The organism is Arthrobacter sp. zg-Y1143 (assembly GCF_030125565.1).
Lineage (GTDB): Bacteria > Actinomycetota > Actinomycetes > Actinomycetales > Micrococcaceae > Arthrobacter_B.
In genome coordinates, this window is record NZ_JASKLW010000005.1 from 186,242 (window position 1) to 200,311 (window position 14,070).

Genomic DNA, 14,070 nt, shown 5'->3' on the forward strand with positions numbered 1-14,070 from the left:
GCCGCCGATACCGACTCAAGGGAGGCACCCTGTTGGGACTTCTGGAAACAATCCGGGATCCTCGGGACCTCAGCAGGCTTTCGCTGACACAGCTGAAGCGGCTTGCTGAAGAGATCCGTTCGTTCCTGATCACGAACGTAGCGCAGACCGGCGGCCACCTGGGCCCGAACCTGGGTGTGGTGGAACTGACCATGGGTATCCACCGGGTCTTCGATTCGCCGCGGGACAGCATCGTCTTTGACACCGGACACCAGTCCTACGTGCACAAGATCCTCACGGGCCGCCAGGACTTCGCCACACTGCGCCAGCAGGACGGCCTGTCCGGATACCCGTCGCGTGCCGAATCGGTCCACGACATTGTGGAAAGCTCCCATGCTTCCTCCTCGCTGTCCTGGGCTGACGGTATTTCCCGTGCCCGGCAGCTCAACGGCGAAGGCGACCGGTACACCGTGGTCATGGTGGGCGACGGCGCCCTGACCGGCGGTATGGCGTGGGAAGCCCTGAACAACATAGCTGCGGACCAGCGCCGCCGCGTGGTGATTGTGGTCAATGACAACGGCCGGTCCTACGCGCCCACCATCGGCGGCCTGGCCGACTACCTCGCCTCCCTGCGTCCCACCATCGACGCTGTCCGCACCCACCACGCCTACGAAAACACCCTCGGCTGGTGGCGGGAGCGGCTGCAGCAGGGCGGTCCGGTGGGCCGTTTCACCTACCGCAGCCTGCACGCGGCAAAAAAGGGCATCAAGGACTGGTGGACGCCCCAGGGCCTCTTCGAGGACCTGGGCATGAAATACGTCGGCCCCATCGACGGACACGACATCGACGCCGTCGAACGCGCCCTGAACAAGGCCAAGAACTACGCCGGCCCGGTCATTGTGCACGCCATGACGGAGAAGGGCCGCGGATACGCCCCGGCCCGCGCACATGAGGCCGACCAGTTCCACGCCGTGGGGATCATTGATCCTGAAACCGGCGATCCGGTGGAGCCGGGCGGCAAGGAATCCTGGACGTCGGTCTTCGCCACGGAGATTGCCCGGATTGCCGATGAGCGCACCGACGTTGTGGGCATTACCGGCGCCATGCTGATCCCGGTGGGCCTGCACCGCTTTGCCGAGAAGCATCCGGACCGCGTATTCGACGTCGGTATTGCCGAACAGCACGCCCTCACCTCCGCCGCCGGCATGGCTTTCGGCGGTCTGCACCCGGTGGTGGCCCTGTACGCCACCTTCCTGAACCGGGCCTTCGACCAGCTGTTGATGGACGTTGCCCTGCACAAGGCCGGCGTCACCATTGTGCTGGACCGCGCCGGTGTTACCGGCCCTGACGGCGCCAGCCACCACGGTATGTGGGACATGTCCATGCTGCAGATTGTGCCGGGCCTGCACCTAGCTGCTCCGCGTGACGCCACCCGGCTGAAGGAGGAGCTGCGCGAAGCCGTGGCCATCTCCGATGCACCGTCCGTGGTGCGGTTCTCCAAGGGCACGGTCGGTGCCGACGTTGAGGCCGTGGAGCGGACCGCTGACGGCGTGGACATTCTCGCGCGCCGCCCCGCGGGTGACAGCTCCAATGACGTGCTGATTGTCAGCGTGGGCGCCATGGCGGACATCGCCCTGGACGTTGCCGGCCGGCTGGGGGACCAGGGCATCAGCTCCACCGTGGTGGATCCGCGCTGGGTATTGCCCGTGCCGCGCTCCATCATCAGCATTGCCGCTGAACACCGCATCGTCATCGTGATTGAAGACGGCGTCCGCGCCGGGGGCGTGGGCTCCCGGATCCGGCAGGAAATGCGGGCGGCCGGCGTGGACACGGCCCTTAACGAAGTAGGCCTGCCGGTGGAGTTCCTTGACCACGGCAGCCGCAGCGAAGTGCTGGAGCGGGTGGGGCTCACCGCCCGGCAGATCGCCAACGACGTCGTCGCGCAGGTCCTGGGGACCAAGGTGCCGTTTGCGCGGCCGCTGCCCGGGCAGGACCTGCCCACGGGTCAGGTGCCGAAGATCCAGTAACCAAGCAGGGGTTCCGAAGCCGGGAGCCGGGATAAGGGAGAGACGCCATGACGGAAAACGTTCCAGCCCTCGCCGTCACGGGTGCCACCGGTGCCCTGGGAGGCGCCGTCGCCCGGCTCCTCGCCGAAGCCGGTGTCCGGCAGCGGCTGTTTGCCCGGCGCACTGCCCGGCTCCCCGAACTGCCGGACACTCCGGTATTCGCAGTGTCCTACCTGGACCGTGCGCAGGCGGTCAGCGCGCTGCAGGGAGTGCATACGCTCTTTATGGTGTCCGCGGCCGAAAGTCCGCACCGGGTCGAGGACCAGCAGACGTTCGTGGATGCTGCGGTGGACGCCGGAGTGGAGACCATCGTGTACACCTCGTTTATGGGTGCTGCACCGGATGCTGTCTTCACCTTGGCCCGCGACCACTACGCAACGGAGGAACACATCAAGTCCACCGGACGTGCCTATACGTTCCTGCGGGACTGCCTGTATCAGGACATCCTGCCCACCTTTGTCCAGCCCGACGGCGTCATCCGCGGTCCTGCGGGGAACGGGCGTTTCGCTCCGGTGGCACGTACGGACGTCGCCCGGACCGCAGCGAAGATCCTCCTGGCTCCGGGGGAGCACCGGAACCGCATCTATACCCTCACGGGACCTGCGGAACTGACCATGTCGGACGTGGCGCAGGTGCTGAGCACCGTCACGGGCAGCAGCGTCCGGTTCGAGAACGAGTCCTATTCGGACGCCGTAGCAACGCGGGTCAAAAGCGGCGCAGCGCAGTGGCAGGCGGAGGCCTGGAGCTCCAGTTACGCTGCCGTTGCTGCCGGGGAACTGGCTCCCGTCAGCACGGACGTCCTGGACCTCACCGGCACACCCCCGCTCGGCTTCGAGGACTACCTGCTCCAAACCCGCCGATAGGTGCGTCTGCAGGGCTGCACCGGGGCCTGCCCACCGGATAGGGTGGAGGGTATGAACGAAGCATCTACGCCGGATGTACGCCGTTTCCTCGCCGAATGCACGGTGGGTGACCTGGACGACGACGACGCAACGCCCGTAGCCGATCTGTACGGCATGTACATCATCTGGAGCGAACAGCAGGGCCTGGCCCCGCTGGCGGTGCAGGCATTCTCTGCAGCCGTCCGTGAGGAAGGCGTGGAAGCCGAGCGCCGGCACAGCGAGCAGGTCTATACCGGCCTGCTGCCCACGGGAGCCATTCCCATCCAGTACATACTTGAAACCGACAAGGCGCCCAGCCCCAACAGCCCGCTGGACATTTTCCCGGCCTAGGACACTGCTGAATTTGCTGCCGGATTGGGATCTAGCTGCCGGTTTGGGAAAACCCTCCGCTGCGCAGCGGCAGGGATTTCCCAAACCGTAAGGATTTTCCCGAAGGGGAGGAAATATCCCCCCTGCCGACGGGTATAGCGTAGCTTTTATGACTTCCTACAACAGACTTGGTAATTCCGGCCTGACCGTTTCCACGGTCGGGCTCGGTTGCAACAACCTGGGCCGCCCGGGAACCCCCACCGAATCGCAGGAGGGTACCGACGCCGTCGTCCACGCTGCGGTGGACGCCGGGATCACCCTCTTCGACGTGGCAGACGCCTACGGGCGCACCCCGGGACTGAGCGAGGAAATGCTGGGCAAGGCGCTGGGGGACCGGCGCGATGAAGTAGTGCTGGCCACCAAGTTCGGCATGGACATGCAGGGCGTAAACGGTGCGGACTTCGGGGCACGCGGATCCCGGCGGTACATCGTCAAAGCTGCCGAAGCCTCCCTGCGGCGCCTGAACACGGACTGGATTGACCTTTACCAGTTCCACACCCCGGACCCGCTGACGCCCATTGAGGAGACGCTGGCGGCACTGGATGACCTGGTCACCAGCGGCAAGGTCCGGTACATCGGCCATTCCAACCGGGCCGGGTGGCAGATCGCCGAGGCGGAGTTCACTGCCCGGATGGGCGGATACACGCCGTTCATCTCCTCGCAGAACCACTACAACCTGCTGGACCGCCGGGCCGAGCTGGAAGTGACCCCCGCCGCCGAAGCCTACGGGCTGGGCGTGCTTCCCTACTTCCCGCTGGCCAACGGTCTGCTCACCGGCAAGTACAGCAGCGGCAAGGCTCCGGAAGGCAGCCGGCTCACCCACTCCCGGACCAACCTCTTGGAGAATGCGGACTTTGAGCAGCTGGCCGAGTTTGGCCGTTTCGCCGCCGAGCGCGGTCTGACCGAGGTGCAGGTGGCCTTCTCCTGGCTCGCTGCGCAGCCGTCGGTGGCGTCCGTGATTGCGGGAGCAACGAAGGTGGAGCAGGTGCAGCAGAACGCCGAAGCTGTGTCGTGGGTGCCGTCGGAGAAGGACCTTGAGGAGCTGGACCGGATCTTCCCGAAGACGCCCAAGGTTGCCTTGTTCTAGGGTCCGCCTGTTGCGTTACCTTGGTTGCCCGGAGGGTCCGGAGGGTCCGGAGGGTCCGGAGGGTCCGGAACGGCGGCAACGAAAATCCCTTGCTCGCAGAGCTCGCCGGGATTATTAAAGCCGCCTAACCCGGACCCTCCGGGCCTACGTGGACGGCGTCGCCTAGCCCGGACCCTGCGGGCCTACGTGGACGGCGTCGCCTAGCCCGGAGCGCCCAGGTCCTCTGGGCAGATCCGAAAGACGGGATCGCCTTCGGCGAGGCGCTGTGAGTGTTCGATGGCGTCTATGCCAATGGCCCAATTGATCCAGACCGCCAAGGCTGCAGCCGCCGTAACGGGCGGTACCAAGGAAAGAGCCAGGACCCACTGGCGGCGTGGAACCTGCTGACCGTAGAAGCAGGCGCTGTGTCGGGGACGCAGTTCAGACTCATACCCAAACGCCAGGAATGTAGTAAAAAGGGCCACCACCATGGCGAAGAACCCCACCGTCAGGAATGTCCCGGCGTCGATGCGTCTGCTCATGCGCAATAGTCAAGCACAGCTCTGGCCGCTCGCTGTTCGCAGGGTTCCCAGGGCGGAAAGCTCAGGCCGGCTTGGTGGCCTTGCCGTCCAGCCAAAGCGTTTCCGATTCGTCGCGGTGGGTTCCCGTTGTGCCGACGTGTTTCGTGCCGATTTCGGCACCGTTTTTGATGACGTGGACAATTGCCATCCCGTGGCCGCGACCGATTCCGTAGTCGGCTTGGAGCCATTCCAGGATTTCCCCGGCCTTGGTGCGTTCGCCGAAACCTTTGGCCGCCGCTGCATCCACCAGTTGGCGGGGCGTTAATCCTGTCTTGTCCTCAACCGCATCAAGGTAAGCCTGAAAGGACATTCTCTTTTACCTCTGTTCGTGTTTGCGCCGAAACTAGCGGGCGCGCTGCAGTCGGACCAGTATTACCAGGATCACCGCCGTGAGTGCCAGCAGGATCCCGGCGAGAGTCCAGCGCCATGGCGCGGACCAGGGGAGAAGTACCGTCAGCCAGCCAAGAACTGCCGTGGCAAGTATCAGCGCTACCACGCGCCGGCTTTGCCTGCGGTTTTCCTCCGACGTTCCCTTCACGGCCGGAAGGCTAGCGAAGAAGACCGTCCCTGCCCAGAGAGCCGGCGCTAAGCGGCCAGGTGCGCTGCAGGATGTCAGGCCCGCGGCAGCACACCCAGGAGCGCCGACGACAGGGCGATCCTTAGGGCGTCAGTGAGGTCTACGTGGAGGACACCCAGGGCGGGTTCCTCCGCATAGGCGGCAAGGAGGCTGGGGGGAGGCGGGACGTAGGAGGACAGTGCACCGGCAGTAACCAGTGCGATCAGGCAGAACTGCTGGGCTCCGTCCCCCAACTCTGGCAGGTGCCGGCACACGATGCCGGTCATGGCCTCGAGCCTGGCCAGGGAGGCCCGCTTGTGCCGCTTGGCCACCTCAACCGAAATGTTGTGCTCCAGGACGCCGCCCTGCGCCCCGAACAGGTCGCACAGTACCGGGCGTGCCCCCAGGGACCGGCTCAGGATTTCGGCCAGCTGATCGGCCCGCACTGCCGGTGCCGCTTCGGGCTCGATGCCCATTGAGAGCTCCTGTGCCAATTCGGTGAGCCAGGTGCCCAGGAAGTCATCGAGCAGTTCGAGCAGCACTGCTTCGCGGGAGTCGAAATAGCGCAGGACGTTGGACTTCGCCAGCCCCACCCGCCGGCTGAGCTCGTTGAGACTGACCCCGGCTACCGGCATCTCGTCCAGCATTGCCGCTGCGGTGTCCAAGATGGCCCGACGCCGGGTCTCTTTCTGCTCTTCGCTGCGCGCCCGTTGGAATGTCACGCGGCCAGCATACATTACGGACCGGCGGTCTATTGACGTGGGAATGCAGGGCGCTTACGCTCGTCCTACGTAACAGACCAACGGTACTTTAGGAGCCCCCCATGAACCTCAGCTGGAACGAGAACCACATCCCTGATCAAACCGGACGCGTGGCGATAGTGACCGGTGCCAACACCGGGCTGGGTTTTCAGACCGCCAGGATGCTCGCGGAACGGGGGGCGGCGGTGGTCCTGGCCGTACGCGACGTCGAGAAGGGCAAGCAGGCGGCTGCCCGCATCAACGGGGACGCGAGGGTTCAGGCCTTGGACCTGGGCTCACTGGAGTCGGTCCGGTCCGCTGCGGCGGCCCTGCGCGCGGACCACCCGCGGATAGACCTGCTGATCAACAATGCCGGCGTGATGTACACGCCGAAGCGGACCACCGCGGATGGCTTTGAACTGCAGTTCGGCACCAACCACCTCGGGCATTTCGCCCTGACCGGCCTGCTGCTGGACCGGCTGCTGCCGGTTCCCGGCTCGCGCGTTGTGACGGTCAGCAGTACCGGGCACCGCATCCGGGCCGGGATCCACTTTGATGATCTCCAGTGGGAGCGCTCGTATAGCCGCGTCGGCGCCTACGGCCAGGCCAAGCTGGCAAACCTGATGTTCACGTACGAACTCCAGCGCCGTCTCGAACCCCTTGGTACCACTGTCGCGGTGGCCGCCCATCCGGGCGTCTCCAATACGGAGCTCACCCGCAACACACCGGCAGCGCTTCGGGTGCCGGTCACCTGGCTCGCCCCGTACTTCACGCAGACTCCCGAGATGGGTGCCCTGCCCACCCTGCGTGCGGCTACCGATCCGGAGGTCACCGGCGGCCAGTACTACGGTCCCGGCAACCGCTCACAGACCCGCGGCTATCCGAAACCTGTCGCCTCCAGCCCTGCCTCCCATGACCAAGCGGTCCAGCAGCGCCTCTGGACCATCTCGGAGGAACTCACCGGGGTAACCTTCCCTCTGGCGCCGGCTAACCTGACCTGACCTGCGTTACGGACGCAACCGAACGCCCGATTGGACGATTAAACGAGAGCGCCGGACGGACCGGGTTAGGCGGCTTTAATAATCCCTGCGAGCTCTGCGAGCAGGGATTTTCGTTGCCGCCGTTCCGGTCCGCCCGGCGCGGACGGTAGGCGCGCACGGTAGGCGCGGGCGCCCGTTAGGGGCTAAGCAGCCACAGCCGCCTCGTGGAACTTCTTGCCATTAACCCGCTCGGACGCACCGACGCGGTCCAGGTACGGGGTAATTCCGCCCAGGTGCATCGGCCAGCCGGCACCGAGGATGACACACAGGTCGATGTCCTCGGGTCCTGCCACAACGCCTTCTTCGAGCATGAGCCCGATTTCCTCGGCCAGGGCGTCCTGCGTGCGGCGCAGGACTTCCTCGGACGTGGAGGGGGTGTTGCCGAAGTCCAGCATCGCCAGGGTTTCCTCCGGGATGTACTGGTTGCCGTTCTCGTCCTTCTGCCAAATGGACTTGATGCCGGCGTCGATGATTTTCTGCTGGTTCTTGGAGACCCAGAAACGCTCGCCGAAGGCAGCGTGCAGGGATTCCTGCACGTGCTGGCCCACCGGCAGGCCCACCAGGGCGAGCAGGGTGAAGGGAGACATCGGCAGGCCCATAGAACGCAGGGCGTTGTCTGCCGTGGCGGCGTCGGTGCCCTCGTCGAAAACCTTGGTGATCTCGCCGAACATGCGGCCCAGGATGCGGTTGACCACAAACGCGGCCGCATCCTTGACCAGCACTGCGGTCTTCTTGAGCTGCTTGGCCAGCACAAAGGCGGTTGCCAGGACGGCGTCGTCGGTCTTGGGTGCGCGGACAATTTCCAGCAGCGGCATCACGGCCACCGGGTTGAAGAAGTGGAAGCCCACCACGCGCTCCGGGTGCTTGAGGTCCGCGGCCATTTCGGTGACGGAGAGCGAGGAGGTGTTGGTGGCCAGGATGCACTCGGGGGAGACCACGGCCTCCACCTCGGCGAAGACCTGCTTCTTGACCGAGAGCTCTTCGAAGACGGCTTCGATGACGAAGTCGGCGTCGGAGAAGGCTTCCTTGGAGACCGAGCCGGTAACCAGGGCCTTGGTGCGGTTGGCGGCGTCGGGGGAGATGCGCTTCTTGGCCAGGAGCTTGTCCACCTCGGCGTGTACGTAGCCCACGCCCTTGTCCACCCGTGCCTGGTCGATGTCCGTCATGACCACGGGGACCTTGAGCTGGCGGGCGAAGAGCAATGCCAGCTGGCTGGCCATCAGGCCGGCGCCTACCACGCCCACCTTGGTGACCGGGCGGGCGAGCTTCTTGTCCGGGGCGCCGGCGGGGCGCTTGCCGCGCTTCTGCACCAGGTCCAGGAAGGCGTACACGGTGGAGCTGAACTGGGGGGACTGCATCAGTTCGGCCAGGGCGTCGCACTCGGCTTCGCGGGATTCCTCGCGGGTCCAGGTCTTGCCCTTTTCGAGCAGGTCCAGCACCTTTGCCGGGGCAGGTGCGGCGTTGGAGGTCTTGGCCTCCACGAAGGCACGGCCCTTGGCGACGGCGGCATCCCACGCTTCGCCGGCGTCGGCAGGCTCGACGGCGTTGGGCCGCTCCACCTTTTCTTCGCCGCTGATCACGCGGGAGGCCCAGGCCAGGGACTGCTCCAGGAAGTCCGCCGGCTCGAACAGTGCGTCGGCGATGCCCAGCTTGTAGGCGGCCGGACCGGCGAGGGTGCGGTTGTTGCTCAGCGGGTTCTCGATCATCACCTTGACAGCGTTCTCGGGGCCGATGAGGCGCGGCAGCAGGTAGACGCCGCCCCAGCCCGGGACCAGGCCGATGAAGGCTTCGGGCAGGGCCAGTGCACCGGCGCCGGTGGACACCGTGCGGTAGTCGGACTGCAGGGCAATTTCCAGGCCGCCGCCCAGGGCCACACCGTTGATGAAGGCGAAGCTGGGAACCCCCAGGGTGCCCAGCTTGCCGTAGACGTCGTGGCCCAGGCGGGCCATGGCGTAGCCGGCTTCGATGTCGGAAATGGACTTCACAGCGGACAGGTCGGCACCGGCCACCAGGTAGAAGGGCTTGCCGGTGACGCCCACACCCACAATTTCGCCGGCGTCGGCGCGGACCTTGAGTTCGTCCAGCTTTTCGCCGAGCTCAAGCAGGGTGTTCGGGCCCAGCGTGGTGGGACGGGAGTGGTCGACGTCGTTGTCCAGGGTGATCAGCGCGAAGGTGCCGGCATTGCCGGGGAGTGCGATGTCCGAGACGTAGGAGTGGGTGACGACCTCGGTGGGGAAGAGGCCCGCGAGGCGCTGGTAATCGGGAGCAGACATTACTTCGTGGCCTCCGTGGAATCGGTGTTGTAGTCGGGGTGGTTCGGGTTTTCCCAAATCACCGTGGCGCCCATGCCCAGGCCGATGCACATGGTGGTCATGCCGTAGCGGACGCTGGGGTCTTCCTCGAACTGGCGGGCCAGCTGGTTCATCAGGCGCACGCCTGACGAGGCCAGCGGGTGCCCGACGGCGATGGCACCGCCGTAGCGGTTGACGCGGGGATCGTCGTCGGCAATGCCGAAGTGGTCCAGGAAGGACAGGACCTGGATGGCGAAGGCTTCGTTGATTTCGAACAGGCCGATGTCCTCAATGGACAGGCCGGTCTGCTTCAGCACCTTTTCGGTGGAAGGCACCGGGCCGTAGCCCATGACCTCCGGTTCGACGCCGGCGAAGGCATAGCCGACCAGGCGCATCTTCACGCCCAGGCCGAGTTCCTCGGCAGCTTCGGCGGAGGCGAGCAGCGCGGTGGTGGCACCGTCGTTCAGGCCGGCGGCGTTGCCCGCAGTGACCCGGCCGTGGGCGCGGAACGGGGTGCGCAGCTGGGCGAGGTCCTCAACCGTGGTGCCGGGGCGCGGCGGCTCGTCCACGGTGTTCAGGGTCCATCCGGTGCCGGGCTTCTTGGTGGCAACGGGCACCAGGTCAGGCTGGATCTCGTTGTTGGCGTAGGCCTTGGCGAGCTTCTCCTGGCTGGCGGCGGCGTACGCGTCGGTGCGCTCCTTGGTGATGTGCGGGAACCTATCGTGCAGGTTCTCGGCGGTGTTGCCCATGTTCAGGGCTGCCGGGTCCACCAGGCGTTCGGTCATGAAGCGGGGGTTCGGATCGGCGTCCTTGCCCATCGGGTGGTTGCCCATGTGCTCCACGCCGCCGGCGATGACGACGTCGTAGGCGCCGAAGCCGATGCCCGAGGCGGTGGTGGTCACGGCCGTCATGGCGCCGGCGCACATACGGTCGATGGCGAATCCGGGGACCGTGCGGGGCAGACCGGCCAGCAGGGCGGCGGTGCGGCCGATGGTCATGCCCTGGTCACCGGACTGGGTGGTGGCGGCGATGGCTACTTCGTCAACGCGTTCCGGAGGGAGGGAAGGGTTGCGGCGCATCAGCTCGCGGATGCACTTGACCACCAGGTCATCGGCCCGCATGCCGGCGTAGATACCCTTTTCGCCGGCTTTGCCGAACGGGGTCCGCACTCCGTCAACGAAAACTACGTCCCTGATCTGCCGTGATCGGCTTTGTGGGCTCACGTACTTACTCCTCTTTGAGATATGAAACGGAACAACGTCCGACTCGATGTTACTCATGAGTAACATAGGCCGCAAGGGACCCCTGCATTGTCGGTGGTGCGGGGCGCACCTGCCCCGGCAACAGACCCTATCGACATACCGCCGTCCAAGGAACCGTTGCACGGACGGTGCTGATACTTTGTCCGGATGGAATCCGTGGCCGACGCCGAACTGGCAGCATGGCTGGCGGTAGTCCGCTCCGGCGGCAGTTCGGAGCCCTCGCCGGAACAGATCAGGCAACTGCGGGTGCCGCGCCGCCGCCCGGCAGGTCCGGCGGTGCAGGAAGTGCGGGATCTGATGATCCCCGGAACCGTACCGCTGGCCGCCCGGTTGTACCGTCCTCACGGTTCAGCACTGCCGCTGACGGTTTTTGTGCACGGCGGAGGATTCGTCTTCGGCGGGCTGGAGTCCCATGACCGGCTGTGCCGGCGGCTTTCGCTGCTGGCCGGCACCGCCGTCCTGGCAGTGGATTACCGGCTGGCGCCGGAGCATCCCGCTCCCGCGGGGGTGGACGACGTCGTCCGGGCCCTGCGCTGGGCGGCGGACCGTCCGCCGGCGCTGGGGCCGCTGCTGCCCGGTGCCGGACTGGCCGGTGACAGCGCCGGCGGGCTTATTGCGTTCCTCGCAGCCCGCAGCCTGGCCGGTACCGCGGCCGAACCCCGCCTGCTGCTGCTGGCCTACCCGAATGCAGACCTGACCCTGAGCCTGCCCGGAGGCCGGACAAAGGGTGAAGGGTGGGGGCTTTCGGTGCGGGACCTGGCGTTCTACATCTCGCAGTGGGTGCCGGCAGCGGAACGGCTGGCGGAATTCAGCCCAGTGCATCTTCTCCGTGCGGATCTGGCCAGGGGGCAGCACCTGCCGGTGCGGACGCTGCTGGCCACCGCAGAACACGATCCACTGCGGGAAGAGGGGCAGATGCTGGCACGCGAACTGGCCCGGGGTGGAACCGCCGTTGACTATGTTCCGCACTCCGGGCATCTGCACGGCTTCCTGACGCTGGATGCAGTGTCGCCGGCAGCCCGTACCGCAGGTGATGCCCTGCTGCAGCGGTACGGTGCGGCACTGGTTGCGGTCAGCGGCTGAAGTTCCCGGCGGAAGGATGGGCGAGCGGTCCTAGGGGAGGGTTTTTACCTGTGCGTTCTCCCGGCGCACAATCCGCCGGCGCCACAGATGCACAAGGATCACGAGAACGATGGGTGGTCCAACCACTAGGCCGAATCCGACGAAAGTGCCGATCACGTATCCAACGCCTTCCCCGGCGGATTCGACGTCGGCGTCGCTCAGTTGTTGCGGCAGCGTCACCATCGCGGCAAGCAGCAAAATGCTGCCCAGCACGTAGCCGATGACCAGGAGGATCATGCTGGCGACGCGCTTGCCGGTTTCCCTCACTGGAGCGGGGGTGGAGAAGGGCTGGTAGCTGGGATACAGCGGGTCCTGGTACTGGTTAGGCCCGGGATACTGCTCGCCGGGATATTGCGGCGTCCCGTACGGCTGGGTGGGATATTGCTGGCCCGGGTACTGCTGCTGGCCCGGGTGCTGCCCGCCCGGCTGCTGTTCGTTAGTGCTCACGTTTCCCCCAAATGAATCCGGCGAATGGGATCGCGCGGGTGATTGTCGGAAATGATACACACCGGAGCATACCCGGCAGGGGTTTGTCTGAACCTGAGGCCGGCGCGGCACGGTGCGCATAGATGCGGCGGTAATAAGCCGGCTGATAAATAGGGAATCGACGGGGAAAGGAGTATCGTTCTGGCCGCACCTTTAAGTGGTTAGTTAGGCTAAGGAAGACATTGACACAACAACTAAATCCCCCCGCGCGGACAAAGAGAGGACCCTTCCGTTTTCTTGCTGCTCCGCCGCCCGCCCCGCGCCTCGATGATGAGGCCGTAAAGGCAAAATACCCGCGGCTGCGCCTGCAGGTGTTTATGGGCATCTTCATCGGCTATGCCGGTTATTACCTCGTCCGGAACAATGTGCCGCTGGTAGCCACCATTCTGCGTGACGAGCATGGCTTCAGCGCCTTCGGGCTGGGCGTAGTCACCAACGGTGTGCTCGTAGCCTATGGCCTCAGCAAGTTCTTCAGCGCCATTGTGAGCGACCGCAGCAGTGCACGGCTGTTCCTCCCGATCGGCCTGGCGCTTTCCGCCCTGGCCAACCTGTTTATCGGCTTTGTGCCGGCGGTGGGCACTTCCGTTGCCTTCTTGGCCGTCGTAATGATCTTCAACGGATTCTTCCAGGGAATGGGGTGGCCTCCCAGTGGGCGGACCCTCGTGCACTGGTTCTCCACTTCGGAGCGCGGCTCCAAGACCGCGTTCTGGAATATCGCCCATAACGTAGGCGGTGCCGGATCCGGCGCCCTGGCCGGGGCAGCCCTGGCCTGGTTCGGCGGCTGGCAGTCGGCATTCTGGTTCCCGGGCATTGTCGGCATGGTTATTGCCATTATTGCTTTCTTCCTGCTCCGGGATACACCGGAATCCGAAGGGCTTCCTCCCATTGAGGAATACCGCAATGATCCCGCTCCGGTTGAAGAGGATGCAGCGGATGAAACCGCCAGCACCTGGGAAACCGTCCGCCGCTATGTCCTGACGAACGCCACCATGGTCAAGCTGGCCCTGGCCAATGTGTTTGTGTACACCCTGCGCTACGGCGTCCTCGTGTGGGCGCCGGTGTACCTGGCGGACGTGCGCGGTGCGAGCCTGGGCGAAGGCATTGCCGGATTCTCCCTGTTCGAACTCGCCGGTATTCCGGGCACCCTGCTGTGTGGCTACATCAGTGACAAGGTGTTCCGCGGCCGCCGTTCGCCGGCGGGCATCACCTTCCTGATCGGCGTATTCCTGGCCGTAATGGTCTACTGGCTTTCGCCGGTGGAATGGCCGCTGTGGATTTCCTACGGCGCACTGGTCGTCATCGGCGGCCTGATCTACGGACCGGTCATGCTGATCGGCCTGCAGGCCCTGGACCTCAGCCCCCGCCGGGTAGCGGGCACGGCAGCCGGATTCACCGGCCTCTTCGGCTATGTCCTGGGTGCCACGCTGGCCTCCACCGGCATCGGCCTCTCCGTGGACCACTTCGGCTGGGATGTCACCTTCATGCTGATCCTGGCGTGTGTGCTGCTTGCCATCGGGTTCATGTACTCCGTGGGCCGTGACGAGGACGCCATGCGTGCCCGCCGCGCCAAAGCGCTGCAGTAGCGCAGAACGGCAGCTGGCTCACTAGCT

The 14,070-nt window shown here is 65.6% G+C and carries 14 protein-coding genes; 7 read left to right on the top strand and 7 right to left on the bottom strand.

Annotated features, from left to right (window positions below):
- The first annotated feature begins 32 nt into the window (after positions 1-32).
- The 4 genes from dxs (at position 33) to QNN98_RS07360 (ending at position 4,403) form a co-directional block, all read left to right on the top strand.
- Entirely contained in the window at positions 33-2,006 is a 1,974-nt protein-coding gene (dxs, locus tag QNN98_RS07345) for a 1-deoxy-D-xylulose-5-phosphate synthase (RefSeq protein ID WP_227926528.1), read from the top strand.
- Positions 2,007-2,053: 47 nt separating this feature from the next.
- Entirely contained in the window at positions 2,054-2,908 is an 855-nt protein-coding gene (locus QNN98_RS07350) for an SDR family oxidoreductase (RefSeq protein ID WP_283996659.1), read from the top strand.
- A gap of 51 nt (positions 2,909-2,959) precedes the next feature.
- Positions 2,960-3,277 carry a hypothetical protein gene (locus tag QNN98_RS07355; RefSeq protein ID WP_227910945.1) on the top strand — a complete coding sequence of 106 codons (318 nt, stop codon included), beginning with the start codon at positions 2,960-2,962 and terminating at the stop codon, positions 3,275-3,277.
- Positions 3,278-3,425: 148 nt separating this feature from the next.
- Positions 3,426-4,403 carry an aldo/keto reductase gene (locus tag QNN98_RS07360; RefSeq protein ID WP_283996660.1) on the top strand — a complete coding sequence of 326 codons (978 nt, stop codon included), beginning with the start codon at positions 3,426-3,428 and terminating at the stop codon, positions 4,401-4,403.
- A gap of 200 nt (positions 4,404-4,603) precedes the next feature.
- Here QNN98_RS07360 and QNN98_RS07365 read toward each other — a convergent pair whose 3' ends face one another.
- From QNN98_RS07365 to QNN98_RS07380, 4 genes are all read right to left on the bottom strand, one after another.
- Positions 4,604-4,924 (bottom strand): hypothetical protein, encoded by a 321-nt coding sequence (locus QNN98_RS07365; protein WP_283996661.1) that lies wholly within the window; start codon positions 4,922-4,924, stop codon positions 4,604-4,606.
- Positions 4,925-4,985: 61 nt separating this feature from the next.
- A complete protein-coding gene (locus tag QNN98_RS07370) occupies positions 4,986-5,273 on the bottom strand; it encodes a DUF4287 domain-containing protein (RefSeq protein WP_283996662.1) in 288 nt (95 codons plus the stop codon).
- Positions 5,274-5,306: 33 nt separating this feature from the next.
- Entirely contained in the window at positions 5,307-5,501 is a 195-nt protein-coding gene (locus QNN98_RS07375) for a hypothetical protein (RefSeq protein ID WP_227910949.1), read from the bottom strand.
- Positions 5,502-5,575: 74 nt separating this feature from the next.
- Positions 5,576-6,241, bottom strand: a complete 666-nt coding sequence (locus QNN98_RS07380; protein WP_227926522.1) for a TetR/AcrR family transcriptional regulator — start codon at positions 6,239-6,241, stop codon at positions 5,576-5,578.
- A gap of 101 nt (positions 6,242-6,342) precedes the next feature.
- Between QNN98_RS07380 and QNN98_RS07385 the strand changes: the two genes are divergently transcribed.
- A complete protein-coding gene (locus tag QNN98_RS07385) occupies positions 6,343-7,260 on the top strand; it encodes an SDR family NAD(P)-dependent oxidoreductase (protein WP_227926521.1) in 918 nt (305 codons plus the stop codon).
- Positions 7,261-7,442: 182 nt separating this feature from the next.
- On the opposite strand, the gene QNN98_RS07390 is transcribed toward QNN98_RS07385, so the two are convergent.
- Positions 7,443-9,572 (bottom strand): 3-hydroxyacyl-CoA dehydrogenase NAD-binding domain-containing protein, encoded by a 2,130-nt coding sequence (locus QNN98_RS07390; RefSeq protein ID WP_227926520.1) that lies wholly within the window; start codon positions 9,570-9,572, stop codon positions 7,443-7,445.
- Positions 9,572-10,813: a thiolase family protein gene (locus QNN98_RS07395; RefSeq protein ID WP_227910953.1), complete on the bottom strand. Its 1,242-nt coding sequence runs from the start codon at positions 10,811-10,813 to the stop codon at positions 9,572-9,574. The genes QNN98_RS07390 and QNN98_RS07395 overlap by 1 nt, the downstream gene beginning before the upstream one ends.
- 186 nt (positions 10,814-10,999) lie before the next feature.
- Between QNN98_RS07395 and QNN98_RS07400 the strand changes: the two genes are divergently transcribed.
- Positions 11,000-11,935 carry an alpha/beta hydrolase fold domain-containing protein gene (locus QNN98_RS07400; RefSeq protein WP_283996663.1) on the top strand — a complete coding sequence of 312 codons (936 nt, stop codon included), beginning with the start codon at positions 11,000-11,002 and terminating at the stop codon, positions 11,933-11,935.
- A gap of 30 nt (positions 11,936-11,965) precedes the next feature.
- On the opposite strand, the gene QNN98_RS07405 is transcribed toward QNN98_RS07400, so the two are convergent.
- Positions 11,966-12,421 carry a hypothetical protein gene (locus tag QNN98_RS07405; RefSeq protein WP_283996664.1) on the bottom strand — a complete coding sequence of 152 codons (456 nt, stop codon included), beginning with the start codon at positions 12,419-12,421 and terminating at the stop codon, positions 11,966-11,968.
- Between the two features lie 356 nt (positions 12,422-12,777).
- On the opposite strand from QNN98_RS07405, the gene QNN98_RS07410 reads away from it, so the two are divergent.
- On the top strand, positions 12,778-14,043 hold the full coding sequence (locus QNN98_RS07410) for an MFS transporter (protein ID WP_283996665.1): 1,266 nt from the start codon (positions 12,778-12,780) through the stop codon (positions 14,041-14,043).
- The last annotated feature ends 27 nt before the right edge of the window (positions 14,044-14,070 follow it).